The following is a 25,987-nucleotide window of genomic DNA, read 5'->3' on the forward strand; positions in this document are numbered from 1 at the left end:
TGGCTAGACTAGACCGCATGCTTTCAACGATGCAGGAAGTGCCGTTCTCAGTCGCGCAGATTTTGCACTACGGGCAGCACACCCACGGGTCCACCAAGTGCACCACCTGGCGCGCGACCGGCGCAGAGGAATGCACGTTTGCGGACATTGGCGCGCGCGCCGGGGCGTTCGCCAACGCACTGCACGATGACCTGGGGATCGACGGCGACCAGCGCGTGGCCACCTTCATGTACAACTGCGCCGAGCACCTCGAGGTGATGTTCGCCGTCGCCGCGAAGGGCGCGGTCTTCACGCCGCTGAATATCCAGCTCATGGAGGACCAGATCGCCTACGTTGTCAACCACTCCGAGGCGAAGGTCGTGGTCGCCGACCCGCGCCTCGCGCCCAAGCTCGGCCGCCTGCTCGCACAGTGCCCGCTGGTAGAGACGGTCGTGTTCACCGGCCTCTACCCCGTCACGGAACCCTCGGAGGAGATGCCGGACGGGGTTCGCACGGCGAGCTATGAGCAGCTTCTCGACGGCCGCAGCACCGTCTTCCCCTGGCCCACCCTCCCCGAAAACACGGCCGCCGCCCTGGTGTACTCCACCGCGACGACCGGCGCGCCGAAGGGCGTGGCGTACTCGCACCGCTCGCTGTGGCTCGAGGCGACAAGCCTGCGCGCCATGGACTCGCTCGCCGTGACCCATGGCGAATCATTCCTCTGCTGCATCCCCATCTACCACGTGCTGAGCTGGGGTGTGCCCTTCGCCGCGTTCCTCGCCGGCGCGCCCCTGGTCCTGCCCGACTCGGACATGTCCGCGCCGACGCTGGCCAAGCTCATCGCCACCACGCACCCGCGCGTCGCCCACGGCGTGCCGACACTCTGGATCCAGCTGATGGTCCACTACCTGCACAATCCCCCGGAGCGCATGAGCCTGCAGGAGCTCTACGTCGGCGGCTCCCCCGCCCCGCCCGCGCTGATCAAGATGTGGGAGGAGCGCTACGGCGTCGACGTTGTCCACGTGTGGGGCATGACCGAAACGTCCACGGTGGGCACGGTTGCGCGCCCGCCGTCGGGCGCGTCCGGCGAGGCTCGCTGGGCGTACCGCATCTCCCAGGGCCGGTTCTCGCCGTCACTGGAGTACCGGGTGGTCAACGACGGCCAAATCATGGCCTCGACGGACCTGACCCAGGGCGAGATCCAGGTCCGCGGCAACCTCGTGGCCAAGGGCTACTACCACTCCCCGACCCAGGAGCCCGGAAAAATCGCCTCCGAGTTCCGCGGGGAGCAGATTACCGACGCCCGCAAGCACTTCACCGCCGACGGCTGGCTCCGCACCGGTGACGTTGGCACCGTGACCAACGATGGGTTCATGACGCTCTACGACCGCGCCCGCGACGTCATCCGCTCCGGCGGCGAGTGGATTTATTCCGCACAGGTGGAAAATCTCATCATGGAGTCCGACGTCGTCGTCGAGTGCGCCGTCATCGGCATCCCCGACAAAAAGTGGGGCGAGCGCCCGCTCGCGGTGACGAAGCTGCTCAAAGGCATCGAGGCGTCCCCCGCCACCGCCGAGCGACTGCGCGCCGGGCTGGAATCGGTGCTGCCGAAGTGGATGACGCCGGAATACTGGACGTTTGTGGATTCCATCGACAAAACCTCCGTGGGAAAGTTTGACAAGAAAGACCTGCGCAAGCACCTCGCCCGCGACGAGTTCGACATCATCGCGCTACCCGGCCCCGGCAACCGGTCGCACGGCAACCCGTCGACGGCGGAGGTGGAGGCTGCGCACGAAGAGGAGCGAAAGTGACAGGAGCCCGCACGCTTGATGACCGCTACGGACGCACCGCCCGAGACCTCCGTGTCAGCCTGACCGACCGCTGCAACCTGCGCTGCACGTACTGCATGCCGGCAGACGGCCTCGAGTGGATGCCCACCGAGCAAGCACTCACGGACGAGGAAACCATCCGCCTCATCCGTCTCGCCGTCGAGTCGCTGGGCATCCGCCAGGTCCGCTTCACCGGTGGCGAGCCGCTCCTGCGCAAGTCGCTCGAGCAGATTGTCGCCGCGACGAAGCGCATGCGTATCGACGCCACGCCCACCCCTCCCACCACCGCCCTCACCACCAACGCGCTCGGCCTGGCACGACGCGCCACCGCGCTCGCCGATGCGGGGCTGGACCGCATCAACGTGTCCCTAGACACCACGAGCCCGGACCTGTTCACGCGCCTGACGCGCCGCGACCGTATCCACGACGTTTTCGCGGGCATCGACGCCGCCCTCGCCGCCGGCCTGACCCCCGTCAAGGTCAACGCGGTGGTCATGCCGGGGGTGAACGAGGACGGGATCCTCGACCTCGTCGACTTCGCCCTGGACAAGGGACTCCAGCTGCGCTTCATCGAGCAGATGCCACTGGGGCCGCGGGAAAACTGGCGACGCAGCGACATGGTGACGGCCACCGACATCCTCGCCCAGGTCGAGGAACGCTACGCGCTCTCGCCCGCCGAATCACCGCGCGGCTCGGCACCCGCCGCCCTGTGGAACATCACGGACGGCACCCGCTCGGGCACCCTGGGGGTCATCGCATCGGTGACGCACCCGTTCTGTGGTGCCTGCGACCGCACGCGCCTCACCACAGATGGCGCGGTCCGCTCCTGCCTATTCTCTTCAACCGCGGACGAGGTGTCGCTGCGCGACCTCATGCGCGCAGGAGCCTCGGACGACGAACTTGCCGACGCCTGGGCCCAGGCCATGTGGCTGAAGAAGCCAGGTCACGGCATTGACGACGAAGGCTTCCTCCAGCCCGAACGCCTCATGAGCGAGATCGGCGGCTAACCCATGAGCGCCCACCACCCCGGAGAAGGCCAGGGCACACGGCCGAGCGTTACCGAACACCTCGAACGCGTGCTCTCGCTCGCCCACCCGCGCGTCGAACGCGACGTCCCGCTCGACGCCGCAGCCGGCCTCGTGCTCGCCTCCGACGTCAGCGCAGCGCTCGCCGTTCCCCCGTTTGACAACTCCGCCGTCGACGGGTTCGCCGTCCACGCGTCAGACCTCCCCGCCCCCGGCCCGTGGACGCTCCCGGTCGCGGGCGACGTCCCCGCCGGCTCGCCCGCACTCGCCTGCCCCGCGGGCCACGCCATCCGGGTCATGACGGGCGCCCCCGTCGACGGAGCCGACTCCGACCTGATTGTCGTCCCGGTCGAGCAGACCAGCATCCCCCGCGGCCCGCACCCGCTCCCGCAGCACGTGACCATCAACGAAGCCGACACCTCGCGCAGCCACATCCGGCGCGCCGGCGAGAACGTCCGCCCCGGCACGCGGATAGCCAGCCGCGGCACGCTTTGCGACGCCCCCACGCTCGCCGCGTGCGTCTCCACCGGCATTCGCACCGTCGACGTCTTCGCGGCGCCTCGCATCGCCGTCGTGTCCACGGGGAGCGAACTCGTGCCCTGGCCCGGCGCGGTCAGCGGCCCGCAGATCCCCGACTCGAACCTGCCAATGCTCGCAGAACTGGCCGCCGCAGCGACCGGGCACCGCGGGACCGTCCAGCGCTTCCACACCAACGACGCCGCCACCGACGCCGCGGACCTCCTTGCCCGCGCCGCCGCATCCTCAGACCTGGTCATTACTTCCGGCGGCGTCAGCGCCGGAGCGTTCGATGTGGTCCGCGCGGTGGCGGAGGACGAGGCGAGCGGGTCGATGTGGTTCGGCCACGTTGCGCAACGCCCCGGCAGCCCACAGGGGGCCGGCACGTTCCGCGGCACCCCAATGGTGTGCCTGCCGGGCAATCCGGTTGCCGCCTACGTCTCGTTCGTCCTGTACGCCGCGCCGTTGATTGCAGCCCACACCGGTCGCACTGACCGACTGCGTCTCGCCGAGCGTCCGCGGGTTGTGGCCGAGCGTGCACCCGGGTTCCCGTCGACGTCGAAGCCGGGCACGACGTTCGCGGTGCCCGTCCGGCTGCGGTACGACGGCGACCGGGCGGTGGCCGAGCCGTTTTCGGCGGCGACGAGCTCGAGTTTCGTGGCATCGTTGGCGGGTGTGGACGGGCTCGCTGTCGTCGATAAGCACTCTGGCCCAGTACACGTATATCTCTAAGGAGCATGATGGAATTCACCCACTTGAACGGCGCTGGCGAGGCCTACATGGTCGACGTCACGGAGAAGCGGCCGACCGTGCGCACGGCGACGGCGCAGGGCGAGGTCGCGTGCTCGCCCGAGGTGATGGCGGCGCTGGAGAACGGAACCGTGCCGAAGGGCGACGTGCTCGCGGTGGCGCGCGTCGCCGGGATCGCCGCTGCGAAGCGCGTGCCAGAGTTGCTGCCGCTGGCGCACACGATTGGCGTGCACGGCTGCGCGGTCGAGATTGCGCTGCGCGAGGACCACGTGTTTATCCAGGCGACGGTGCGCACTGCCGACCGTACCGGCGTGGAGATGGAGGCGCTCACAGCGGTGAACGTCGCCGCGCTGTCGATCGTAGACATGGTGAAGGGCGTGGACCGGTCCGCGTACATCCGCCGCTGCGGCATCACGGCGAAATCGGGTGGGCGCTCCGGTGACTGGTCGCGCGAGCTGCCCACGCTGCGCGAGCAGCCGGGGGCGTAGCGCGTGTCGCTCGGCGTCATCGTCCTCGCTGGCGGCAGGTCCACGCGCATGGGCGCGGAGAAGGCGCAGGTCAAACTCGACGGCCAGCGGCTGGTCGACCACGTCATCGCCTCGTTGCCGGACGATGCGGACGTCGTGGTGGTGTCCCCATTCCCGCTGGGACTGCGCGGCGTCAGCCAGGTCGCAGAGGACCCGCCGTTCGGCGGCCCCGTCGCGGGGATTGCCGCGGGTCTGGGCGCGCTCGAAACCGACCTCGTCGGCGTGATCGCCGTGGACGCTCCCCGGTCCGGCGCGCTGCTGCCCTGCCTGGTGCGCACCCTCACCGACAAGGAGACCGACGTCGCTGCAGTCGAAGCCGAAGACAGCTACTTGCAGCCGTTGTGCGCCGTCTGGCACCGCACAGCGCTGCTCCGGGCGCTCGAGCGCGGAGGCACAAGCGGCGTCGCCGCAAAGCGGCTTTTCGACGCCCCCACGCAGGTGGCGCGCGTACCTGGCGACGGCCGCGAGCAGGACTACGACACCCCAGAGGAACTGGGCGCCCTCGGTGAGGTCGAACTCGGCCCCACTCATGCGTCCAACCAATCGTCGAAGCATTCGCCGTAATCTGGCAGCTCCGCCATGACGCGGGCATCGTCGTCGCGCAGCGGGGTGCGCCGGTCCCGCGAGACCCACCGCGCGCCGTCGGGACCGACGAAGTGGATGTCGTCGCCCTGTCGCAGAATTCGTATTTCCCCGTCGGAGACCATGGAGTGGCACGAACTGCACAGCGGGAGGAGGTTGTCCAGGTCGGTCAGCCCGCCGTTGGCCCAGTCGTCGATGTGGTGCGCCTCGATGAAGTGCTCATGCGTGCATCCGGGCATGGCACATTGACTTCCCCACATCGCGGAGAGCGCCTGCATCTGGGTTTTGCTGGCCAGCCTGCGCTTTCTCCCGTAATTGATGATCAGCCCGTGGGTGTCGGCGAGCACGCCGCGCGCCTCTGCGTTCGCCGCGATGTTTGCCAGCCTGAACGCCGGCACCGAAGTGTTGTTGGGCAAATATCCCCGCCCCTGGGTGTCCATCATGATGGTCACCTGCGCTGCCGGGGCGAGCTTGGTCGACCTGGCCATCCCCGAGCGGACCAGCTGCACCATCCCCATCAGCGACGCGAGCAGCAGCCGCTGCGGAGGCAGACCCGTCCCTGATTTCAGGAGGTCAGCCTGTGCGGCGTCCGGGAGGTCGGCGACCTTGTCCAGCGCCGCGTCCAGCTTGGCGTGGTCCAGCATGCCGTCCGCATCCAGGTAGTCGCGCATGTCCCTCATCCCGGCGTGGTACGCCAGCGCACCTGCCTTCAGCGCCGCTTTGAACTGCGCTCCGTCGACAGCGCTCATCGTGCCCCAGATTCGAGTCTTCTCCCCATCCTCCCTCAGCTGCAGTCCATTGGCGGAGTGCGTGGATCCGCCCGAATCGTTCTCCATGCTGCCCGCCAGCGCCTGCTTGAGCCCGTGGTAACCCAGCTCAACCGCCTGCTCAACAAGCACCGCCTCGTTGTCCGGCGTGATGTATTTCAGGACAAGCCTGACCGTCGAATAATCAAGCTCCCCGCTGGCAAACGCCTCACGAAGCAGCTCGTATGGGCGCAGCTTGCGGGCAACATCAGCGTATTCGTAGGCGCGGGACTTCTTCATCCTGCAGTAACGGATGAGCCACGCCGCGGTGCTGCGGCACCCGGTTTCGCCGGCGTAGTCTGCCTCATCAAACTGCCCTATCGCATCCAGCACCGCAGCGTGGCTCTGGCTCAGCGCGTGGCTCGCTTTCACTATCTCCGCCGAGAGCGCTTTGAGGCTCTTCGGCCGCTCCAAGGTGGTAGTCACTGTCCTGTCTCCGAATCATCGATCTCATGTTTGTGCGAACAGTAACACCCCCACCGAACACGGAGTCAGAACATTTCGAACATAGCAGGTAATCGCGCATACTACGGCCGAACATTCTCCTCTTAGAACCCGCCACATTTACGCACACACATGCATTCGGTTTTCCGCCTGTGCGGAAAAATCGGCCCGCCAGAAATTCCGCCTGTGCGGAAAAACCGGCCCATCGCACCGCGCCGTTGCGCCCACCCCTGCGTGGTAGATTCTCTCCGTACAACTCGCCGCCACAAAGGAGCCGCCGTGCGCGCCGTTCACGCCGCCATCGCCGCGACCGCGCTCGCATCCCTCCTCGTCTCGTGCGCAAGCGACCCCGTTCCCGGCGCCAGCGAGGCGGTGGTCGTCCTCGGCGCAGCGTCGACAAGAGTCCTCAACGACGAGATGCGCACGCTTATCGACGCCCCACTCACCTTCAACAACGCAGGCTCCTCCACCCTCGTGCAGCAGCTGCGCGACGGCGCACCCGGCGACGTGCTCATCACCGCCGACGAGAAAAACATGGACGACGCGGTGCGCGCGGGCGTGGCGCGCGACCCCGAGGTCGTGGCGACGAATTCGATGGTGCTCGTGGTGCCGAAGGGAAACCCGGCGGGCGTGCGCAGCGCCGATGACCTGGAGCGCGACGACGTGAACTTTGTCATGTGCGACGCCCAGGTCCCCTGCGGCGCGGTGTCGCAGCAGCTTCTCCGCGCCAACTCGCTCGACGTTCACCCCGTCTCGCTGGAGCACAACGTGGCAGACACGCTGGGCAAAGTGGTCTCGGGCGAAGCCGACGCCGCGTTCGTGTACCGCACCGACGCGGCCGCGGCTGACGGCGACGTGGACACCGTCGACATTCCGCACGCCGCCGAGTTCCCGAATTCCCTGGTCGCGGGCGTCGTCACGAGCTCCGAGCACCCGGGCGAGGCCGGCGAACTGGTGCACCGACTCCACAGCCCGCAGGCGCGCGAGATGTGGGAGCAGTCCGGCTTCACACCGGCGGCATGATGCGCGCTCGACCGACCCCTACCCCGCCAGCCGTTTCGGCGCTGGCGGCGATCACGCTCGCGCTCATCGTCCTGCCCGTGTTTGCGCTCGGAGCGCGCGTGCCGTGGACCGACCTCGGCGCCGTGCTCCGGGCACCGGAAACGCACGATCTGCTGCGGGTAACGGTTGCGTCGGCCACGCTTGCCACGGTCATCGCGGTCGCGCTCGGCACGCCGCTGGCGCTGTGGCTCCAGCAGGTCCGCCGCGGGTCATCGCTGGCGCGGCTCCTCGTCCTCCTGCCACTGGCAATGCCGCCGGTGGTCGCGGGCCTTGCGCTCTCGGCGCTCATCGGCAGGCGAGGCCTCGCCGCCCCGCTCCTCGACGCGCTGCACTGGCAATTCGCCTTCGCCTTCCCCGGCGTTGTCGCCGCTCACGTGTACGTTGCCCTGCCCTTCGTGGTCATCACGCTCGATTCCGCGCTGCGCCAGCTGGGGCCGGAGGTGGCCGCTTCGGCGGAGGCGGTCGGGATCCCGCCGGGACGGATCGTTCGCCGGATTATCCTGCCCGCCATCGCCCCGGCTCTCGTCACCGCCGCTGGGCTCGCGTTCGCCCGCTCGCTGGGCGAGTTCGGCACCACCCTCACCTTTGCCGGCTCCATGCCTGGCACCACACGAACCATGCCGCTGGGGATCTACCTGGCGCGCGAGGTCGACCAGTCACTCGCCTACGGGCTTTCCGCCATTCTGGTGGGGTTCGCGGTCCTCGCGCTGGCGGCAACCGCCCTGCCAGCCGCGCTCGCGCAGTGGCGCGGCCGACACCGGCCCGCGGAACAACCGCGGGAAACCGGCACGATCGACGCCGCGAAACTCAGTCAGCTGACCCGCCCCGACGCGCGCGGCGAGGAAGTCCTTGTCGGGGCCACCCGCTTTCCCGCCAACGCAACAACGGCGCTCATCGGGCCGAATGGCGCGGGGAAGACGACGCTGGCCAGGGGCGTTGCAAAGCAACGGGGCGTAGTGCTGCTCACGCAGGACCCCGCACTGCCGCCGACCGCGACGCCGCGCACCGCGCTCGCTATGGTCACCCGCAGCGCCGAGCAGCTGCTGCGCGCGGCCGGGCTCGCATCGCTGGCAGACGTCCCCGTCCCCGCGCTGTCCGGCGGGCAGGCAGCCCAGGTCGCGCTGGTCCGCGCGCTCGCCGCCCGCCCCCGCGTGCTCATCCTCGACGAACCGCTCGCCGCCATTGACGCCGCCACCACCGCCCAGTGGCGCCGCCTGCTGCAGGCCACGGCCAGCGAACGCACCACGATCGTGGTCACGCACGATGCCATCGACGTCGCAACGCTTGCGGACTACGTCGCCGTCATGCGCTGCGGCAGCGTCGTCAGCCTGCGCCCCGCCGCCGACGAGCTCGCCGCCCCCGCCACCGCATTTTCCGCACGCCTACTGGGCATGAACCTGCTCGCGGACCTCAGCCTGCTCGAGGGGCCACCGCTTCCCGACGCCACCGTGCCCCGCCCCCTCCGCGCCTCCTTCCCCCCGGACGCGCTCTCTGTGATTCGCACCCCACAGCCCGCGGGCTCCCACCTGCTCCGCGGGCGCGTCAGCGCGGTCGACCTGCTCCCGGGAGGCGGCGCCGCCGTTGAGCTGGCCGTGGGCGGGGACGCCGAGCACACCGAGCACACCGAACACTACGTCTCGCTGCTCGTGGATCGCGACGCGGTGCTGCGCCAGGACCTCGCGCCCGGAACGCAGGTGACTTGCGCGTTAGACGCGCGGAAGGTCAGGCTCATCCCGGCGGAACACGGGTGAAGTTTTTCCGCACGTGCGGAAAAACTTCACTACCCACCCGCGAACGGTGGAAGCACGTCGACGCGCGACGCGCCGGCCAGCGGCGTGGAAGGATCCGACCGGGTGCCGTCGACGAGGAATGTGCAGCGCGCCACGATGTCCGCGAGCGTCTGGCCGGAATCGGTGGTGCCGGTGTGGCGCGACGTGGCGTCGATAAGCAACTGCTCGAGCGTTGAGAACTCGCCGACGTCCTCGCACGGCGTGCCAGTGGCCGCGCGGGCGGCGGCGAAGTAGTGGATCTGCATGCTCACACGATACCTGCGTGCTGCGCCGTACGATGGCCCCATGAGCCGAACCCCCGAAACGCATTTCGCCGCGGTGGCTGCAGCGCTGGGCGAGCGCCGCAGCGAGCTGACCACGCCGCTTGACGCTGCCGCGCGCGGGGCGTCGCTTGCCGGCGCCGTCGTGGCGCTGCGCCAGCAACCGCCCTTTACAAACTCGCAGATGGATGGGTACGCGGTGGGTGAGGTGGGCGCTCGCGAGGCGGTAGTCGGCCCCACCGTTGCTGCGGGCGCGGACCCGGACGCCGCGTACCCGGTGGGGCTCGGCGCGCTGGCGGCGCCGGTGATGACGGGGGCGAAGCTGCCGCGCGGGACGCGGGCGGTCGTGCCTGTGGAGGCGTGCGACCCGGGCTCGTTCGTCGGCGAGGGCGGACACGTGCGCCTGCCGGCAACGGAAGAAGGCGCCTTCGTGCGGCGGGCGGGCTCCGACATCGCGGCGGGCGAAGAGCTCGCTCCGGCGGGCGCGCCGGTTACCCCGGCGCTCGTCGGCGCGCTGGCAAGCCAGGGCATCGGCGAGGTCGAGGTCGAGCAGGCGGCGCGGATTGTCATCGTCACCGGGGGCGCCGAAGTCACCGCTAGGCCTGCCGGCCCCGCGACGATCCCCGACGCGAACGGGCCGATGCTGCGGGCGTTGGCGGCGCGGTACGGCATCGGGGTCGCAGCGCACGTACGCACCAGCGATGATCCGGACGAGCTGGAGGCGCAGGTACGGGAGGCAATCGCGGAGCACGCGCCGGACGCGGTGGTCACCTCCGGCGGGATCAGCCACGGCAAGTTCGAGGTGGTCCGCCAGGTCTTCCGCCAGGGCTGGTACGGGCACGTGGCCCAGCAACCGGGAGGCCCGCAAGGGCTCAGCCGCTTCGCCGAGACGCCCGTGATCAGCCTGCCCGGCAATCCGATCTCCACGCTGGTCAGCTTCCGTACCTACGTCGCGCCGCTGCTCGGGCACGCGCCCGAGCCGATTCTGGCGCCGCTTGCTTGCGATGTCGCGGGGTTGGAGGGCAGGGAGCAGTTCTTGCGTGGCGCGGTCAAGCACGGGGCGCTTCGGCCGATCGGCGGCCCCGGCTCACACCTCCTCGCGCAGGGGGCGCAGGCGACGCACCTCATCCGGATTCCCGCGGGTGCCACCCTGCGGGCCGGCGAGCTCGCCGCCGCGTACCCGCTGTAGCGCCCGGCGGTACGATGGGGACGCTATGAGAAACGCAGAGGTCATCGTCGCGTCCACGCGGGCGTCGCAAGGCATCTACCAGGATAAATCCGGGCCGATCGCGGTCGAGTTCCTGCGCGGAATGGACCTGCGCACCCCGGACGCCACCGTGGTCGCAGACGCCGACATCGACGCCGCTGTGCGCGACGCCATCGCCCGCCGGCCCAGCGTCGTCCTCACCTCTGGCGGTACCGGCATCAGCCCCGACGACCGCACGATCGAGGCCGTCGCCGCGCTTGTGGACCGCGAGCTCCCGGGGATCGCGCACGCCTTCTACCAGCAAGGTCTCGCCTCCACCCCGACCGCGATCCTCTCGCGCACCGTCGCCGGTATCACCCAGCGCGGCACCTTCATCATGGCCCTGCCCGGGTCGCGCGGCGGCGTGCAGGACGGGTGCGCGGTGCTCGCCCCGATCCTGTCCCACCTCCTCGACCAGCTGGAAGGCAACCATGCACACTAGCCGCCCCGACCCCGACACCGATCCCGACTACGTCGCCGCGCAGACCGGCCAGGTCATCGGCGCCATCGTCACGGACCAACCGCTCGAACTGCTCGCGCAGCAGGCCACCACCGACACACTCACCGACGCGATGGGCGCGCTCGTCCGCTTCGACGGGATTGTCCGCGACCACGACGGCGGCCAGCGCGTGCGCACCCTCGCCTACGAGGCGCACCCCAGCGCCACCGATGAGCTGCGGCGCGTCGCCGCGGAGGTCGCGACCGCCCACCCGATCCGCCTCTTTACCGCACACCGCACGGGCGAGGTGCCCATCGGCCAGCTCGCCTTCCTCGTCCTCGCCGCAAGTGCGCACCGCGGCGCTGCCTTCGACGCGTGCGAGGCAACCGCCGACCGCGTCAAGTCCGAGGTGCCGGTCTGGAAACGGCAGGTCATGGCCAGCGGCGAAACTCAGTGGGTGGGCATCGATGGATAGCCGCTACCTGCGCCAAACCGCGCTCATCGGCGAGGCCTCCCAGCAGAAACTCCGCGGCGCACGCATCGCCGTCGTCGGCGCGGGCGGCCTCGGCTCCCCCGCCCTCCTCTACCTCGCCGGCGCGGGCGTCGGGAGCATCGTGCTTATCGACGACGACGCGGTCGCCCTCTCCAACCTGCACCGCCAAGTCATCCACACCACCGACAGCGTCGGCGACGCCAAAGTGCTCTCCGCCATGGACGCGCTCGAGGCCCTCAACCCCGACACGGAGGTCGACCCAGTCCGCACGCGCCTGACGTGGGACAACGCCGTGGCGCGGCTCGCCGGCGCGGACATGGTCCTCGACGGCTCCGACAACTTTGACACCCGCCACGTCATCTCCCACGCGACCGCGCGGCTGGGCATCCCGCACATCTGGGGCTCCATCCTGGGTTTCGAGGCGCAGCTCTCCGTCTTTTGGGCCGGCCACGGCCCCGTCTACGAGGACCTCTTCTCCGCACCGCCGCCGCCCGGCTCGGTCCCGTCGTGCTCGCAGGCGGGTGTGCTTGGGCCGCTCGTCGGCGTCGTCGGCTCAGCGATGGCGTTGGAGGCGCTCAAGCTCGCCACCGGTATGGGCACGCCGCTCGTGGGCACGCTCGGCTACTTCGACGGCCTCGCCGGCACCTGGGAATACGTCCCGCTCAACGCGGACCCCGCCGTGACCGAGCGCGTCCGCGAGCTTGACCCACCGCACGGGCCCGCGGAAGTAGGCAGCATACCGCCGGGGGCAGTGCTTATCGACGTCCGCGAGCCCGCCGAATACGCCACCCACCACATCCGGGGCGCAATCAACGTGCCACTGGGCAGGGTCCTCGACGGCTACACCCCGCCGGAGTTAGAAGGCGGCGGGGTGCTCATCTGTGCTTCGGGCGCCCGCTCCGCGCGGGCGGTCGCCGCGCTCGAGGCCCGCGGCGTGCGCGGGGTGGCGAGCCTACGCGGCGGGATGGACGGCCTGCGGCGCTAGGCGCTCGCCCCTAGTCGCTCGTCAGCTCGGCCTTCACTGGGCCGGCGACCTCGAGATCCAGCACGCGCAGGCCGGCGGCGCGGGCCTCGTCCAGGATCGCCTCGTCGACGGGCTCGGTGCACAGCACCATCGCGGTCGGGCCGGCGCCGGAGAGGTACGCGGCATAGCCGCGGTTGCGCAGGCGGTTGACCCACTCCGCCGTCACCGGGAGTACGTCGGACCGGTAGGGCTGGTGCAGGCGGTCGCGGGTGCCTTCCCACAGCAGCTCAGGGTGGTTCTGAATCGCCACCGTCATCACCGCGGTGCGCGACACGTTGAAGCGCGCGTCCGTGTGCGTGACGTGGCTGGGCAGCACCTTGCGCACCGCGTTGGTGGAGGCGTGGAAGTCCGGCACCAGCGCGTACGCGCTGATCCGCGGATCGACGTCCACGCCCACGGCGCGGTACTCGGGCAGGGAGCGCCCGTCCACCGGGATTTCCGTCCAAGACACGACTGCCGCGCCGAGTACGGACGCGCCGGCGTTGTCAGGGTGCCCCTCGAATTCGCTGGACAGCTGGACGATCTCGTCGGTGCTCAGCGGACCGCCCGCGAGCGTGTTCGCGGCAACAACGCCGGCCACCGCGGCTGCTGCAGAAGACCCGAGGCCGCGCGACTGCGGGATGTCGTTATTGCAGGTCACCTTCAGCCCCGGCGCCTCGGCGTCAGCCGCCTTGAGCCCGGAGCGGATCGCCTTGACCACCAGGTGGGAGTTGTCACGCGGCAGCTCGTCGGCGCCCTCGCCAAAGATCTGTACGTCCAGCCCGGACGCGGTGACCTCGACCTCCACCGTGTCGTAGATGCTCACAGCGATGCCCAGGGTGTCAAACCCCGGGCCCAGGTTTGCGGAGGAACCCGGGACGGTCACGGTGGCCTTGAGGCCTACTTGCAGGTCGGTGGGCATTGCGTTCCTTTTCTGCCTTAGGAGTCGAGACGGATGACGGAGTTAACCGCTTGGACGGCGTCGTGCTCAGAGAGCCGCTGCACAATCGCGCGCAGGTCCTTCTCCAGCGCCTTGTGGGTGACCACAATCAGGTGGGCCTCGTTCCCGGACTCTTCCTGGCGCACCGCAGAGAGCGAAACGCCGTCGTCGGCAAAGTGCCGAGCGAGGTCGGCCAGCACGCCGACGCGGTCGGAGACCGTCATGTTGATGTGGTAGCGCGTGGGGACCTCGTCGAAGGCCACGACGTCGTAGTCGGCGTAGGGGTTCTCCGCGGGGGCGCGGCCGCCGTGCACCTTGTTGCGGGCGGCGCCGACCAGGTCGCCGAGCACCGCCGACGCGGTAGGAGCACCGCCGGCGCCGTTGCCGTAGAACATGAGGCGGCCGGCCGCCTCCGCCTCCACGAAGATGGCGTTGTAGGACTTGTCCACCGTGGCCAGCGGGTGCTCGTTGGGCACCAGGGTCGGGTGGACGCGGGCGTTGACGGCGGTGGTGTTGCCCGCATCGTCGTACAGCCGCTCGCAGATGGCCAGCAGCTTGATCGTCTGGTTCGACTTCTTCGCCGCCGCAATGTCATCCGCAGTGATCTTGGAGATCCCCTCGCAGTACACATCATCAAAGGTCACGCGGGTGTGGAAGCCCATGGACGCAAGGATCGCGGCTTTCGACGCCGCGTCGTGGCCCTCCACATCCGCGGTCGGGTCGGCCTCGGCGTAGCCCAGGCGGGTCGCCTCCGCCAGCGCGTCCTCGTAGCTCGCGCCAGTCGACGCCATCGCGTCCAGGATGAAGTTGGTGGTGCCGTTGACGATGCCGGAGATCCGCTCCACCTTGTCGCCAGCCAGCGAGCGGCGCAGCATGCCAACCACGGGGATGGCCGCGGCGACGGCCGCCTCGTAGTAGAGGTCCACGCCGGCCTCGTTGGCGGCGTCCGCCAGCTCGGAGCCGTGCGCCGCCACCAGCGCCTTGTTAGCGGTCACGACGGACTTCCCCGCGTGCAGCGCCTTGAGCACCAGCTCACGCGGGTAATCGATGCCGCCGATCAGCTCCACGACGACGTCGACGTCGTCGCGCGTGACCAGCTCGGAAGCATCGTCGGTGAGGTACACGTCCTGGACTTCCGGTGCGTCCTTGTGCTTGTCCAGGTTGGACACGGCGACGCCACGGACCTCGAGCGGGCCGCCGACGCGCTGCTCCAGGCTGTCAGAAAACTCCTTGAGCAGGCGCAGCACCTCGGTGCCCACGGTGCCCTTGCCCAGCACGGCCACGCCCACGGCGTGCCCAATCCCCTTGCCCGGGTAGTTGCCGTTGTGGCCTTCGGCGCTTGCGACGGTCATGCGTGTTCCCTCTCCTCAAGTAACGGGTCTGCGTACCCGGCACAGTGTACCGCTTGGTCTACTTTTTCGGGGCCGGGTACCGGTGTTAATATTCGCGGGCCAAAATGTCCTCGACCGTTTCGCGCCTGACCATGGGTTTTACCTGCCCCGCGCGCACGGCAACCACGGCCGGGCGCCCGAAGGAGTTGTAGTTCGAGCTCATGGAGTAGCAGTACGCGCCCGTCGCCGCGATGGCGATGAGGTCGTCGGACGCAATGTCGTCGGGCCACGCGACGTTTTCCACCAGGATGTCGCCAGACTCGCAATGCGAGCCGACCAGGCGCGTCGGCACTGGGGTGCCCTCGGTGAAGCGGTTGGCCACGCGGGCGTCGTAAAGCGATGCGTAGAGCGCTGGCCTGATGTTATCGCTCATGCCGCCGTCGACCGCGATGTAGCGGCGCGTTGCGGTGTACGAGGTGTGGACGTCCTTGACGATGCCGGCGCGGTACACCGTCACCGTGGACGGGCCCGCGATGGCGCGGCCGGGCTCGACCACCACAGTGGGGGCCTCGATGCCCAAGTCGTCGGCGACGTGCTGGACCTCGCGCAGAAGGTCCTTCGCCACCGCCCCGACGTCCAGCGGCTCCTCACCGTTCATGTACGCAATGCCGTAGCCGCCGCCCAAGTCGAGGAACTTGAGCGCGACGCCCTGCTCCTTCCAGATCTGGGCGTAGAGGCCAAGGACGCGCTGGGCGGCAAGCTTGAAGCCCTCAGCGTCGAAGACCTGGGAACCGACGTGGCAGTGCAAGCCGGTGAGCTCCAGGTTCGGCGAGCGGATCGCGGCGACCGCGGCCTCATACGCCGAGCCGGAGGCAAGCGACAGGCCGAACTTCTGGTCCTCATGGCTGGTGGCGATGAACTCATGCGTGTGCGCGTCCACACCCGGCTTGGCGCGGACGAAGACGTCCTGCACCTTGCCACACTCTTCCGCCAGCGCCGCGAGTTCGGTGAGTTCCTGGCGGGAGTCGATCACCACGTGGCCCACGCCGGCGTCCAGGCACAGGCGCAGGAAGCTGGCGGACTTGTTGTTGCCGTGGACCGTGATCCGCTCCGGCGGGAAATCGGCGGCCAGTGCGATGCGCAGCTCGTTCTCGCTCGCTACGTCAAGGGCCAGGCCTTCTTCGTCGACCCAGCGGGCGATGTGGCGGGTCAAAAACGCCTTCGACGCGTAGTGCACGTTGCGGGCGGAGCCGAACGCCTCTGCCATGTCGCGGCACCGCGAACGGAAATCGTCCTCGTCCACCACCATGACGGGCGTGCCGTACTCCGCGGCGATCTCGGGCAGCGGCGCACCCGCGATGGTGATCACGCCATCCTCCTGGCGCGCCGCGTTGCGGGGCCAGACGTGCGCGGGGAGCTCATTAAACTGCTGCGCAGACGGGGTTTCTACAGCATTATCCATGGTGCGCCAGTCCCCCTACATCCGCTCCGGGGCGGACACGCCGACCATGCGCAGCGCGTTTGCCAGCACCTGGCGGGTGGCCATAGATAGCGCGAAGCGCGCGCCGTGGATCGGGGCGGTGTCCTCGCCGGACTTCGGCAGGACCTGGCAGGAGTCGTAGAACTTGTGGAAGGAGCTCGCCAGCTCCTCGGCGTAGCGGGCGATGCGGTGCGGCTCGCGCAGCTCAGCGGCGGCCTTAACCACTGCCGGGAACTCGCCGAGCGTGCGGATCAGGTCACCCTCCTTCTCGTGCGTGAGCAGCGCGAAGTCCGCGCCCTCGGCGCTCACGCCGGCGTCCTGCGCGTTGCGTGCCAGCGAGCACAGGCGCGCGTGGCCGTATTGCACGTAGTAGACCGGGTTGTCGCTGGACTGCTTCGTCCACAAGTCCAGATCGATGTCCACGCTGGAGTCGACGGAGGAGCGGACCAGCGAGTAGCGCGCGCCGTCCACACCGATGGCGTCCACAAGATCATCCAGCGTGATGATCGTGCCCGCGCGCTTGGACATCTTCACCGGCTTGCCGTCGCGCACCAGGTTCACCATCTGGCCAATGAGCACCTCGACGGCCTCCGGGTTGTAGCCCAGCGCCTGCGCTGCGGCCCGCAGTCGCGCGATGTAGCCGTGGTGGTCCGCGCCGAGCATGTAGATGGCCAGGTCGTGGCCGCGATCAAACTTATCCGCCACGTAGGCAATATCGCCCGCAATGTAGGCGGCGTTGCCGTCGGACTTCAGCACCACGCGGTCCTTGTCGTCGCCGAAGTCGCTCGAGCGCAGCCACCAGGCCCCCTCAGCCTCGTAGAGGTTGCCGTTGTCCTTCAGCGTCTGGATCGCCTTGTCCACCGCGCCCGACTCGAACAGTGAATTCTCGTGGAAGAACACGTCGAAGTCCACGCCAAACTCGTGCAGCGACTCCTTGATCTGCGCAAACATCATCTCCACGCCAGCCGCGCGGAAGTTTTCCTGCACCTGCGCGTCATCGCCGTCGAGTGCATCGGCATGCTTATCGACGACAGCGCCCGCAATCTCCTTGATGTAGTCCCCGCCGTAACCGTCCTCGGGGGTCGGCTCCCCCTTCGCCGCGGCCACGAGTGAGCGGGCAAAACGGTCGATCTGCCCGCCGTGGTCGTTGAAGTAGTACTCGCGGGTCACCTCGGCGCCGGAAGCCTCCAGCACGCGCCCCAGCGAGTCACCCACGGCAGCCCAGCGGGTGCCGCCCAGGTGGATCGGGCCGGTCGGGTTTGCAGAGACGAACTCAAGGTTGATCTTCTCGCCTGCGTACAGAGTCGAGCCACCGAAGCCCTCTCCCGCGTCCAGGATCTGGCCAACCAGGCGCCCCTGCGCGGCGGATGCCAGGCGCAGGTTGAGGAACCCGGGGCCCGCGACCTCGGCGGTGTCCACTGCATCGTCCGACGACAGCGCCTCGGCCAGCCAGGTGGCGAGCTCGCGCGGGTTGGTCCCCGCCTTCTTGGCCACCTGCAGCGCGATGTTGGTGGCGTAGTCGCCGTGCTCCGGGTTGCGCGGGCGCTCCACGGTGACGTTGTCCGGCACTACGGATGCGTCGAGGTCGTGCTGCGTGAGCACGGAAACGGTCGTCGTCCTGATGAGCTGAGAAAGGTCTGCTGGCGTCATGGGGTGCAAGTCTAATTCACCCCTACCGCATTCTCTCCATGGCCCGCGTGCGCACCACGTTTCCCGGTTCGCATGGTGGTACCTCCTCCCCCGTCTGGCCGCCTTTTATACCCCCGCCTCCGGCGTCGGCCCAGCTCAGAATAGTTTCGCGTTGAATGTACTTTTCTCAAAATTCTCCTGCGAATACGTTTACTCGCGTGTCATAATTCCGTGAGAATGTCGGCGCACACACAGGGGAACGCCCCGCGTGGCATTTCATACATTTCCTTCCAACCAAGGAGCGCAAACATGGACCAGTTCCAGGTCTTCACCGACGCAGTCGGGGGCAGCGTCGGACTTTCCGCATTGGTGTCGGCGATCCCTCTGCTCACCTTCTTCATCATGCTGCTGGGCGTGAAAGCCAGCGCGCACCTCTCCGGCCTCGTCGCCCTCGTCGCCGCCCTGCTGGTCGCCATCTTTGGCTTCAACATGCCCGCGGGAATGGCCATCTCCTCCGCCTTCCGTGGCGGCCTGTTCGGCCTGCTCCCCATCGTCTTTGTCATCATGGCGGCGATCTGGTTCTACCAAATCACGGTCGCCTCGGGCCGCTTCGAAGATTTGCGCCTCGTATTTGACAAGATGGGCCACGGTGACGTGCGCATCCAGGCCATGCTCATCGCGTTCTGCTTCGGCGGACTGCTCGAGGCCCTCGCAGGCTTCGGCGCCCCCGTCGCCATTACCGCGACCATGATTCTCGCCCTGGGCATCAAGCCGCTGCGCGCCGCAACGATCGTGCTGATTGCCAACACCGCACCGGTTGCGTTCGGCGCCGTCGCCATCCCGATTACCACCGCCGGCGAGGTCGGTGGCCGCACCCTCGAGCAGACCGAGAACATCGCTGCCATCGTCGGCCACCAGACCCCGTTCCTGGCGTTCTTCGTCCCCTTCATCATCGCCGGCATTATCGACGGCATGCGCGGCGTCCGCGAGACCGCACCCGCAGCCCTAGTCATCGGCCTCTCCTTCGGTATCGCGCAGTGGTTCACCTCGAACTTCTTCGCCTACCAGCTCACTGACGTCGTCGCCTGCATCGTCGCGCTCGGCGCAGCCTTCCTGCTGCTCCGCTTCTGGCAGCCGAAGGGCATCGCCGACATGCGCGAACGCCTTGAGCTCCCGCGCTCGGAGAACCCCGACGAGGTCGAGCTGCCCGGCAACCGCATCTGGATGGCACTCATGCCCTACGCCGTCGTCGTGGTCATCTTCGGCCTGGCCAACCTGGGCTCCACCATCCCCGAGTGGCTGAGCTCCTTCAAGGTCACCTTCCCCTGGCCGGGCCTGCCGCAGGGCTCGCTTCTCGACGCCAACGGCGCCGACGTCAAGGCCGACTACTCCTTCGCCTACCTCAACAACCCGGGCACCCTGCTGGTCATCTCCGGCCTCATCGTCGCCCTGGCCTACATCATGTTCAACGAGAACGGCCGCTACTCGCTGACCTGGGGCCAGGTGGGCAAGGAGCTGACGGACACCATGTACCGCATGCGCTGGTCCGCCGCCACCATCGTGCTCGTTCTTGCACTCGCCTACGTGATGAACTACTCCGGCCAGACGGTGACCATCGGCGAGTTCTTTGCCAACCTGGGTGGGTTCTTCGCCTTCGCTGCCCCCATATTGGGTTGGGTGGGTGTCGCCGTCACCGGTTCCGACACTTCCGCCAACGCACTCTTTGCCAAACTGCAAGTCACAGCGGCTGATCAGCTGAATCTCAACCCGGATCTCATGCTCGCCGCCAACACCACCGGTGGTGTTGTGGGTAAAATGGTTTCGCCTCAGTCGCTCGCAATCGCTGCAACAGCGGTAGATATGGAGGGCAAGGAATCGGAGATCTTCAAGAAGGTTGTCGGCTACTCGTTTATCTTCTTGCTCGCGGTCTGCGTGATGGTCTTCCTGCAGACCAATATTCTCAGCTTCCTGGCACCTGCCGTATAATGCACCCGCCCGGCTGTCGGATGAACCGGCAGTAGCAATTTTTCTAAGGAGTCCACTTTGCGAGTAGCACTGTTTTCTACTTGTATCGGCGACGCTCTGTTCCCGGACGCACACAAGGCAACCGCCCTTGTGCTGTCCCGTCTGGGCTACGAGGTCGTCTTCCCAGAAGGTCAAACGTGTTGCGGCCAGATGCACGTCAACACCGGATACCAGAAGGAAGCCGTCCCGATCGTCGAGTCTTACGTCGACGCATTCGCCGACCCGTCCATTGACTACGTCGTCGCACCTTCCGGCTCCTGCGCTGGCGCTGTCCGCGAGCAGCACGTCTTCCTGGCCGACCGCTACGGCAGCTCCGCGCTGATTGACGGCGCGAAGAAGGCCTCCAAGAAGACCTACGAGCTCTCCGAGTTCCTCATCGACGTCGCAGGGACCGAGGACGTCGGAGCGTTCTTCCCCCACCGCGTCACCTACCACGAGTCCTGCCACTCCCGCCGCTTCCTGGAAGTTGGCGATCGCCCCTACAAGCTGCTGCGCGCAGTCGAGGGCCTCGAGCTGGTGGAGCTGCCCAACCGCGAGGAGTGCTGCGGCTTTGGCGGCACCTTCGCAGTGAAGATGTCTGAGGTGTCCGCCGCGATGGTCTCTGACAAGACCCGCCACATCAAGGAGACCCAGGCCGAGTTCGTCACCGCCGGTGACTCCTCCTGCCTCATGAACATCGCCGGCTCCATGAGCCGCCAGCACTCGGGCGTCCGCGCCCTGCACATGGCCGAGATCCTCGCCTCCACGAAGGAGCACCCGTGGACCCCCAAGTCGGCCGCTTACTCGAAGGAGACCATGCTGTGAAAGTTGCACTTGGCAAACCCCAGATGCCGCCCCACGCGGCTGGCCCCAACCACCTGCGCGGCACCGAGAAGTTTCAGAAGGCTGCGCACCACGAGCTAGACAACGTCACCAAGCGCCGCAACCTGAACTACGCCACCACCGCGATTCGCGTGAAGCGCCAGGAGGTTGTCGACGAGCTGGATGACTGGCAGGAGCTGCGCACCGCAGGTTCCACCATCAAGCAGGACGTCGGCGCGCGCCTGCCGGAGCTGCTCGAGGAGTTCGAGCGCAACGTGACCGCCCGCGGTGGCCACATCCACTGGGCGCGCGACGCCGCCGAGGCCAACGACATCATCGAGGGCCTCATCCGCGAGACCGGCGAGACCGACGTGGTCAAGATCAAATCCATGGCCACCCAGGAGATCGCCCTCAACGAGGAGCTGGAAAAGCGCGGCATCACCGCGCAGGAGACCGACCTTGCGGAGCTGATCGTGCAGCTCGGCGAGGACTTCCCCTCCCACATCCTGGTGCCGGCGATTCACCGCAACCGCGCTGAGATCCGAAACATCTTCGTCGATAAGATGCCCAACACGGACGAGTCCCTCACTTCGGACCCGGCCGAGCTGGCAGAGGCTGCCCGCCAGTACCTGCGCGAGCAGTTCATGAAGGCGAAGGTCGCTATCTCCGGCGTGAACTTCGGTGTTGCCGAGACCGGTACCGTCTCCATCGTGGAGTCCGAGGGTAACGGCCGCATGTGCCTGACCATGCCGGAGACCCTCATCTCCGTCATGGGCATTGAGAAGCTCGTGCCGAAATTCCAGGACCTGGAGGTCTTCCTGCAGCTCCTGCCGCGCTCCTCCACCGGTGAGCGCATGAACCCGTACACCTCCCTCTGGTCCGGCGTGACCGAGGGCGACGGCCCGCAGAACTTCCACATCGTGCTGCTGGACAACGGCCGCACCGCGGCGCTGTCCAATGAGATCGGCCGCGAGGCCCTCAAGTGCATCCGTTGCTCCGCCTGCCTGAACGTGTGCCCGGTCTACGAGCGCGCGGGTGGACACTCCTACGGCTCCACCTACCCGGGGCCGATCGGTGCCATCCTTACCCCGCAGCTGACCGGCATGGAAGACCTGGATGATCCGAACTCCTCCCTGCCGTACGCGTCGTCCCTGTGCGGCCGCTGCAACGAGGTCTGCCCGGTGAAGATCCCGATCACGGACATCCTGCTGGAGATGCGCCACCAGAAGGTGGAGCAGCACCGTCCGTTCATGGAGTCCAAGGCCTTCGGCCTCATCGGCACCATGTGGGGCAACCCGAAGCTGTGGGACAAGGCAGTGCGCATGGTCGCGCTCGGCCGCATCCTCGGCGGCTTCAAGGGCGAGATCTCGTCCATGCCGGCGCCGCTGTCCGGATGGACGGAGTACCGCGACGTGGCCGTGCCGCCGAAGAAGTCCTTCCGCCAGTGGTGGGAGACGGACGAGGCGCGCGACCTGCTCGCCGCCGAGCGCAAGCGCGGCGTCCCGGGGCGCGACTCCGAGTCGCACGCCACCAACTTTGTCGACCCGAACACCGGAGAGGATAAGTAAGCATGGCACCGAACGTTTCCTCCCGTAACGAGGACGCAAAGAAGGAGATTCTCAAGCGCGTCCGCGATGCGCAGCAGCTCTCCGAGGCCCCGTCCCACGTCGAGGCAGTGCGCGAGTACCGCACCACCTCCGATCACACCCCGGAGCAGCTCCGCGAGATCCTCATCGACCGCCTGCTGGATTACAAGGCAAGCGTCGTTGAGACGTCTGAGGCGGACCTCGCGTCCAACATTGCCAAGATCCTCGCCGAGCGCGGCGCGAACGACATCGTCTACGCCCCAGGCCTGGACGCCTCCCTGTTCGCTGAGTTCGACGGCGAGGCCCGCGCGGACGACCCCGCGTCCGACCCGCGCCAGCTTGGCGACATCGGCGCCGCAGTGACCGACTCCCAGGTCACCTCCGCGCAGACGGGTTCCATCGTGCTCGAGTCCGGCGACCTCTGCGGCCGCCGCGCGCTCTCGCTCGTGCCCGACCGCCACGTGGTCATCGTCCGCCCGGACTCGCTGGTCTACGGCGTCCCGGAGATGATGAGCCGCATCGACGCGGAGAAGCCGGCCACCATGATTTCCGGTGGCTCCGCAACCTCCGACATCGAGCTGGTCCGCGTCGAGGGCGTGCACGGTCCCCGCGACCTGATCGTGATGGTCGTTCACTAGAACGCCACGACCGCTAAGGCTTCGCCCTCCAGCGGTCTCCACACACAGAACGGCCGGTACCTTTCGGTACCGGCCGTTCTGCTGTCATTGTTTCCCGTGTCACGCCTCCTCAAAGGCGCACAATCATCATGCGACACCACCCCTGCAAATCCGTGAAAACTCCCTGGCCCATTCCATAGACGTGCTTAGGAAATTCCGGACTCCGTCGCATTCGCTTGTCGACGCCACCGACCAGGCCGATTACTCCCCCGCCCACCCCAAGTGCTACCCTTTACGGTATTGCTTTCCCGCGCACGTATGTGCAGGTAAAGCACTGTCTCCGTAGCTCAGTGGATGAGAGCATCGGTTTCCGGTACCGAAGGTCGCAGGTTCGAATCCTGTCGGGGACACGCTGTGAAGTGGGGGTTTCACGAAACCTCCTGTCGACCGAAGGAATACGGCCGCGAACACAAAAATGACCCGCTCCGTTCGTTCGGAGGGGTCATTTTTCTTTGTCTGAACGCCGTTCCTGCTCGGGTTATAGCGCGGATTGTTTATGAGCGCGGACCGAGCCGCGGAAGAGTTTCCGTACTCATCTGGTGGCACGGTTTTTGCAGCCCGTCATAGCGGTCTTGTTGCTGTGATCACGCAGGACTGGCTGCGGGTAGTTGTTGGGGTCTGAACCGAGAGGGGTGCGCCCGGTCAGGACCGTTTGGAACGCTGCCGCTACGTCAGAGCCCGAAGGCTCCGCCACTGACGAGGATCACGATGCCGAGGCCGATGAGAACGACGGGAAAGAGGATGCCCTCCCAGCGTTCGAGCACTTCCGCGATCGGGGGGCGGGTGGCGACGAACTTTGCCAGGGCCACCAGGACCGCAACGAGCGCGAGGAAAATAACACAGTAGGCGACTACTGCGAGAGGTTCCACGCTGAGGAATACAGGGGTGTAGACGCCAATGTTGTCGCCACCGTTGGCAAACGTGACGCCTGCGACTGTCCAAACGCCGACCTTCTTGCCGGCAACCTTGGCCTCGTCGTCATCGTCGTCATCGTCTCCGCGCCAAGCCTCCCATGCGGCCCAGAGGCCGATGCCCAGAGGGATGAGACCAAAGTATGGAATAGCTGCCGGGGGCAGAAATGCTCCGGCGCCGATGGTCACAAGGATCGCGGCGACGAGGATGCCGGCAAATCCGAGGTACTGGCCGGCCATAATGCGCGCGGTTGTGCCGCGCTGGCCTGCCCCTCGCGCGAAGAAGAGAGAGAGCACGATGATGTCGTCGATGTTGGTAGCTGCGAACAGGCCTATCGCCTGCAAGACTGCGGTGAGGATCATGCGCCCTCCCCAGCTGTGTAGCACCCGGGAAGCGAGCAGGCGGGATCGATGCACGGGGCGTCTTCGTCTACTGCCAAGGAGGCATCGACCAATGCAGTCAGCGCCTGCGCCAAGTGCGGATCGGCGATCTCATATCGCGTCCGACGCCCCTCGGGCTCGGAGACGACAATCCCGCAATCGCGCAGACATGCCAGGTGGTTGGACACATTCGGGCGTGTCAGATTCAAAGCTCGAGCCAGTTCCGCCGGGTAAGCGGGATGGTCGAGCAAGGTCAAGATGATCCGCGATCGAGTGGGGTCGGCCAGTGCACGACCCAGGCGGTTCATCACGTCGAGACGTGAAGCAATAGTCAGCATGCACTGAACTATACAGCGAGCACTGAACTAGTCAAATTCCGGGTAGCGGTGCAGCTGTGTGCGCTGCTCAAAGGACAGTGGAAGTGGCAGAGATTCCGGCAAGTTGCGAAAACAGCGTCGCCAGATCAAGGTTCATGTCGTTCGTGAACTGGGCGTAGTTCGGGAAATCCGAATTCAAGCGCGAAGAAAAGACCCGAACGACCCGAAACTTGATGACCTGATCATCTTGAACCGGGAAGGCTCGAACAAAATTATCGACCTGACCCGCAACCTCGATTCGATTCCCGTTAACGGCGAGAAAACCTCCAGGGTTGACGATGACGTTCTCAACCGCATCATCGCCGACCAAAGCGAACTTCAACGGCTGTACAAGCGAGACCCTAAGGCGCTCCAGGCACTCGTAGAAGCCGAGACTTCGGCGGCTGAGATCAAGGGAACTGAAGAACCATCGCGACGTCGTTAACACTATGCAATCGTGGCTCGACGACCACGAAGCGTTTGCCGAAGCGAAAAACGCGGCGGGTGGCGATGAGAAGGCGTGGCAGAACCTTCTCGAAGCCAACCCATGGGTCCTCGGCATTGGTCTCGGAGATAGGGCTCTACACCACTTGGGACGAGGGAAAACTTGAGCAAACAGTTCGCGGAGCAAACCTGCACACTTCCGGGAAACGTGCCGACGCCTTCTTAGTGTCCAACGGCCTGCTGCGTTCAGTGGCGCTGGCAGAGATTAAACACCCGGACACGCCTTTGCTGACACGAGACCAATACCGCAGTGATGTTTACGGGATCAGCCGCGAGTTCTTCGGCGCAGAAGCCCAGGCCAAGAAACGGTTCTAGTCGCCAAAGAGAGCCACGCTAGCTGGATTCCCGAGAGGGGCACCGAGGGCGGCAGCACTGGCGACGGTGCGAATTTGGTCGAGCCACGCTCGTTTTTGGTGATCGGCTCCATGAGCGACTTGTGTAGCTCGCAAGGAAACCGGATTGACGCGAAGTTCCGTAGCTTTGAAAGTTTCCGCTCGAACCTTAAGTCACCGGAGGTGCTTACCTTTGACGAACTTGTCGAGCAGGCACGGTGGGATGTGGAGCTTGCCGAGAAGCGAGAAGGCACGGAGACGGAAGTTCCTGACTTTGAGTTCT

25 protein-coding genes, 1 tRNA gene and 1 pseudogene are annotated in these 25,987 nt (G+C 67.1%); 19 read left to right on the top strand and 8 right to left on the bottom strand.

Features of this window, described 5'->3' with window-relative positions; all coding sequences use genetic code 11:
* The first annotated feature begins 17 nt into the window (after nucleotides 1-17).
* From FPP74_RS02640 to FPP74_RS02660, 5 genes are read left to right on the top strand one after another with little or no spacing between them, the layout of a single operon-like run.
* Entirely contained in the window at nucleotides 18-1,790 is a 1,773-nt protein-coding gene (locus FPP74_RS02640; RefSeq protein WP_144717070.1) for a long-chain fatty-acid--CoA ligase, read from the top strand.
* Nucleotides 1,787-2,815 (top strand): GTP 3',8-cyclase MoaA, encoded by a 1,029-nt coding sequence (moaA, locus tag FPP74_RS02645; protein ID WP_144717071.1) that lies wholly within the window; start codon nucleotides 1,787-1,789, stop codon nucleotides 2,813-2,815. The genes FPP74_RS02640 and moaA overlap by 4 nt, the downstream gene beginning before the upstream one ends.
* Nucleotides 2,816-2,818: 3 nt before the next feature.
* Entirely contained in the window at nucleotides 2,819-4,081 is a 1,263-nt protein-coding gene (locus FPP74_RS02650) for a molybdopterin molybdotransferase MoeA (RefSeq protein WP_144717072.1), read from the top strand.
* An 8-nt stretch (nucleotides 4,082-4,089) separates the two neighbouring features.
* Complete coding sequence (gene moaC / locus FPP74_RS02655; RefSeq protein ID WP_144717127.1) at nucleotides 4,090-4,587, top strand: cyclic pyranopterin monophosphate synthase MoaC; 498 nt, start codon at nucleotides 4,090-4,092, stop codon at nucleotides 4,585-4,587.
* A 3-nt stretch (nucleotides 4,588-4,590) separates the two neighbouring features.
* A complete protein-coding gene (locus tag FPP74_RS02660) occupies nucleotides 4,591-5,190 on the top strand; it encodes a molybdenum cofactor guanylyltransferase (RefSeq protein ID WP_255456040.1) in 600 nt (199 codons plus the stop codon).
* Here FPP74_RS02660 and FPP74_RS02665 read toward each other — a convergent pair.
* Complete coding sequence (locus FPP74_RS02665) at nucleotides 5,154-6,440, bottom strand: HNH endonuclease signature motif containing protein (protein WP_144717073.1); 1,287 nt, start codon at nucleotides 6,438-6,440, stop codon at nucleotides 5,154-5,156. The genes FPP74_RS02660 and FPP74_RS02665 overlap by 37 nt on opposite strands.
* Before the next feature lie 297 nt (nucleotides 6,441-6,737).
* Here FPP74_RS02665 and modA point away from each other — a divergent pair, with 297 nt between their 5' ends.
* Entirely contained in the window at nucleotides 6,738-7,481 is a 744-nt protein-coding gene (gene modA / locus FPP74_RS02670) for a molybdate ABC transporter substrate-binding protein (protein WP_240511650.1), read from the top strand.
* Nucleotides 7,478-9,271, top strand: coding sequence for an ATP-binding cassette domain-containing protein (locus FPP74_RS02675; RefSeq protein WP_144717074.1), 1,794 nt, complete (start codon nucleotides 7,478-7,480; stop codon nucleotides 9,269-9,271). Before modA ends, FPP74_RS02675 begins: the two co-directional genes overlap by 4 nt.
* A gap of 29 nt (nucleotides 9,272-9,300) precedes the next feature.
* Here the strand turns inward: FPP74_RS02675 and FPP74_RS02680 are convergent, their stop codons facing one another.
* A complete protein-coding gene (locus FPP74_RS02680; RefSeq protein ID WP_095275974.1) occupies nucleotides 9,301-9,555 on the bottom strand; it encodes a MoaD/ThiS family protein in 255 nt (84 codons plus the stop codon).
* A 40-nt stretch (nucleotides 9,556-9,595) separates the two neighbouring features.
* Between FPP74_RS02680 and FPP74_RS02685 the strand changes: the two genes are divergently transcribed.
* From FPP74_RS02685 to FPP74_RS02700, 4 genes are read left to right on the top strand one after another with little or no spacing between them, the layout of a single operon-like run.
* The gene (locus FPP74_RS02685) at nucleotides 9,596-10,759 is read left to right on the top strand and encodes a molybdopterin molybdotransferase MoeA (protein ID WP_144717075.1); all 1,164 of its coding nucleotides are present in this window, start codon (nucleotides 9,596-9,598) and stop codon (nucleotides 10,757-10,759) included.
* 25 nt (nucleotides 10,760-10,784) lie between these two features.
* Nucleotides 10,785-11,258 (top strand): MogA/MoaB family molybdenum cofactor biosynthesis protein, encoded by a 474-nt coding sequence (locus FPP74_RS02690; RefSeq protein WP_144717076.1) that lies wholly within the window; start codon nucleotides 10,785-10,787, stop codon nucleotides 11,256-11,258.
* Nucleotides 11,248-11,730: a molybdenum cofactor biosynthesis protein MoaE gene (locus tag FPP74_RS02695; protein WP_144717077.1), complete on the top strand. Its 483-nt coding sequence runs from the start codon at nucleotides 11,248-11,250 to the stop codon at nucleotides 11,728-11,730. The genes FPP74_RS02690 and FPP74_RS02695 overlap by 11 nt, the downstream gene beginning before the upstream one ends.
* Complete coding sequence (locus tag FPP74_RS02700; RefSeq protein ID WP_144717078.1) at nucleotides 11,723-12,733, top strand: ThiF family adenylyltransferase; 1,011 nt, start codon at nucleotides 11,723-11,725, stop codon at nucleotides 12,731-12,733. The genes FPP74_RS02695 and FPP74_RS02700 overlap by 8 nt, the downstream gene beginning before the upstream one ends.
* 10 nt (nucleotides 12,734-12,743) lie before the next feature.
* On the opposite strand, the gene thrB is transcribed toward FPP74_RS02700, so the two are convergent.
* The 4 genes from thrB to argS form a co-directional block, all read right to left on the bottom strand.
* Nucleotides 12,744-13,673 carry a homoserine kinase gene (gene thrB / locus FPP74_RS02705; protein ID WP_144717079.1) on the bottom strand — a complete coding sequence of 310 codons (930 nt, stop codon included), beginning with the start codon at nucleotides 13,671-13,673 and terminating at the stop codon, nucleotides 12,744-12,746.
* A gap of 17 nt (nucleotides 13,674-13,690) precedes the next feature.
* A complete protein-coding gene (locus FPP74_RS02710; RefSeq protein WP_095546172.1) occupies nucleotides 13,691-15,043 on the bottom strand; it encodes a homoserine dehydrogenase in 1,353 nt (450 codons plus the stop codon).
* 85 nt (nucleotides 15,044-15,128) lie between these two features.
* Nucleotides 15,129-16,484 (bottom strand): diaminopimelate decarboxylase, encoded by a 1,356-nt coding sequence (gene lysA, locus FPP74_RS02715; RefSeq protein WP_144717080.1) that lies wholly within the window; start codon nucleotides 16,482-16,484, stop codon nucleotides 15,129-15,131.
* A 15-nt stretch (nucleotides 16,485-16,499) separates the two neighbouring features.
* Complete coding sequence (gene argS / locus FPP74_RS02720; protein WP_095535072.1) at nucleotides 16,500-18,152, bottom strand: arginine--tRNA ligase; 1,653 nt, start codon at nucleotides 18,150-18,152, stop codon at nucleotides 16,500-16,502.
* Nucleotides 18,153-18,440: 288 nt separating this feature from the next.
* On the opposite strand from argS, the gene FPP74_RS02725 reads away from it, so the two are divergent.
* The 5 genes from FPP74_RS02725 to FPP74_RS02745 all read left to right on the top strand — a co-directional run bounded on the left by FPP74_RS02725 (nucleotide 18,441) and on the right by FPP74_RS02745 (nucleotide 23,570).
* On the top strand, nucleotides 18,441-20,117 hold the full coding sequence (locus FPP74_RS02725) for an L-lactate permease (protein WP_095535073.1): 1,677 nt from the start codon (nucleotides 18,441-18,443) through the stop codon (nucleotides 20,115-20,117).
* A gap of 57 nt (nucleotides 20,118-20,174) precedes the next feature.
* A complete protein-coding gene (locus FPP74_RS02730; RefSeq protein ID WP_095535074.1) occupies nucleotides 20,175-20,960 on the top strand; it encodes a (Fe-S)-binding protein in 786 nt (261 codons plus the stop codon).
* Nucleotides 20,957-22,525, top strand: coding sequence for a LutB/LldF family L-lactate oxidation iron-sulfur protein (locus FPP74_RS02735; RefSeq protein ID WP_173783207.1), 1,569 nt, complete (start codon nucleotides 20,957-20,959; stop codon nucleotides 22,523-22,525). Before FPP74_RS02730 ends, FPP74_RS02735 begins: the two co-directional genes overlap by 4 nt.
* A gap of 2 nt (nucleotides 22,526-22,527) precedes the next feature.
* Nucleotides 22,528-23,181, top strand: a complete 654-nt coding sequence (locus FPP74_RS02740) for an LUD domain-containing protein (RefSeq protein WP_144717081.1) — start codon at nucleotides 22,528-22,530, stop codon at nucleotides 23,179-23,181.
* Nucleotides 23,182-23,496: 315 nt separating this feature from the next.
* Nucleotides 23,497-23,570, top strand: a tRNA-Arg gene (locus FPP74_RS02745).
* A gap of 321 nt (nucleotides 23,571-23,891) precedes the next feature.
* Here FPP74_RS02745 and FPP74_RS02750 read toward each other — a convergent pair.
* The gene (locus FPP74_RS02750) at nucleotides 23,892-24,494 is read right to left on the bottom strand and encodes a cadmium resistance transporter (protein ID WP_095535075.1); all 603 of its coding nucleotides are present in this window, start codon (nucleotides 24,492-24,494) and stop codon (nucleotides 23,892-23,894) included.
* Nucleotides 24,491-24,850: a helix-turn-helix transcriptional regulator gene (locus tag FPP74_RS02755; RefSeq protein WP_095275948.1), complete on the bottom strand. Its 360-nt coding sequence runs from the start codon at nucleotides 24,848-24,850 to the stop codon at nucleotides 24,491-24,493. The genes FPP74_RS02750 and FPP74_RS02755 overlap by 4 nt, the downstream gene beginning before the upstream one ends.
* Nucleotides 24,851-24,953: 103 nt before the next feature.
* Between FPP74_RS02755 and FPP74_RS12135 the strand changes: the two genes are divergently transcribed.
* From FPP74_RS12135 to FPP74_RS12395, 3 genes and pseudogenes are all read left to right on the top strand, one after another.
* Nucleotides 24,954-25,313, top strand: a complete 360-nt coding sequence (locus FPP74_RS12135) for a hypothetical protein (RefSeq protein WP_095535076.1) — start codon at nucleotides 24,954-24,956, stop codon at nucleotides 25,311-25,313.
* Between the two features lie 65 nt (nucleotides 25,314-25,378).
* Complete coding sequence (locus tag FPP74_RS12390) at nucleotides 25,379-25,687, top strand: Shedu anti-phage system protein SduA domain-containing protein (RefSeq protein ID WP_255456047.1); 309 nt, start codon at nucleotides 25,379-25,381, stop codon at nucleotides 25,685-25,687.
* Between the two features lie 74 nt (nucleotides 25,688-25,761).
* Nucleotides 25,762-25,851, top strand: a pseudogene (locus FPP74_RS12395) (hypothetical protein); the annotation flags it as partial.
* Between the last annotated feature and the right edge of the window lie 136 nt (nucleotides 25,852-25,987).

The sequence above is a fragment of the Corynebacterium sp. NML180780 genome (assembly GCF_007786415.1).
Lineage (GTDB): Bacteria > Actinomycetota > Actinomycetes > Mycobacteriales > Mycobacteriaceae > Corynebacterium > Corynebacterium gottingense.

Coding starts and splice junctions, on each gene's coding strand:
- FPP74_RS02750 (WP_095535075.1), bottom strand. CDS start 24,494: ATGATCCTCACCGCAGTCTTGCAGGCGATAGGCCTGTTCGCAGCTACC.
- FPP74_RS02680 (WP_095275974.1), bottom strand. CDS start 9,555: ATGCAGATCCACTACTTCGCCGCCGCCCGCGCGGCCACTGGCACGCCG.
- FPP74_RS02675 (WP_144717074.1), top strand. CDS start 7,478: ATGATGCGCGCTCGACCGACCCCTACCCCGCCAGCCGTTTCGGCGCTG.
- thrB (WP_144717079.1), bottom strand. CDS start 13,673: ATGCCCACCGACCTGCAAGTAGGCCTCAAGGCCACCGTGACCGTCCCG.
- FPP74_RS02710 (WP_095546172.1), bottom strand. CDS start 15,043: ATGACCGTCGCAAGCGCCGAAGGCCACAACGGCAACTACCCGGGCAAG.
- lysA (WP_144717080.1), bottom strand. CDS start 16,484: ATGGATAATGCTGTAGAAACCCCGTCTGCGCAGCAGTTTAATGAGCTC.
- FPP74_RS02650 (WP_144717072.1), top strand. CDS start 2,819: ATGAGCGCCCACCACCCCGGAGAAGGCCAGGGCACACGGCCGAGCGTT.
- FPP74_RS02700 (WP_144717078.1), top strand. CDS start 11,723: ATGGATAGCCGCTACCTGCGCCAAACCGCGCTCATCGGCGAGGCCTCC.
- FPP74_RS02725 (WP_095535073.1), top strand. CDS start 18,441: ATGGACCAGTTCCAGGTCTTCACCGACGCAGTCGGGGGCAGCGTCGGA.
- FPP74_RS02740 (WP_144717081.1), top strand. CDS start 22,528: ATGGCACCGAACGTTTCCTCCCGTAACGAGGACGCAAAGAAGGAGATT.
- FPP74_RS02695 (WP_144717077.1), top strand. CDS start 11,248: ATGCACACTAGCCGCCCCGACCCCGACACCGATCCCGACTACGTCGCC.
- FPP74_RS02690 (WP_144717076.1), top strand. CDS start 10,785: ATGAGAAACGCAGAGGTCATCGTCGCGTCCACGCGGGCGTCGCAAGGC.
- FPP74_RS02685 (WP_144717075.1), top strand. CDS start 9,596: ATGAGCCGAACCCCCGAAACGCATTTCGCCGCGGTGGCTGCAGCGCTG.
- FPP74_RS02755 (WP_095275948.1), bottom strand. CDS start 24,850: ATGCTGACTATTGCTTCACGTCTCGACGTGATGAACCGCCTGGGTCGT.
- FPP74_RS12390 (WP_255456047.1), top strand. CDS start 25,379: ATGAGAAGGCGTGGCAGAACCTTCTCGAAGCCAACCCATGGGTCCTCG.
- moaC (WP_144717127.1), top strand. CDS start 4,090: ATGGAATTCACCCACTTGAACGGCGCTGGCGAGGCCTACATGGTCGAC.
- argS (WP_095535072.1), bottom strand. CDS start 18,152: ATGACGCCAGCAGACCTTTCTCAGCTCATCAGGACGACGACCGTTTCC.
- FPP74_RS02640 (WP_144717070.1), top strand. CDS start 18: ATGCTTTCAACGATGCAGGAAGTGCCGTTCTCAGTCGCGCAGATTTTG.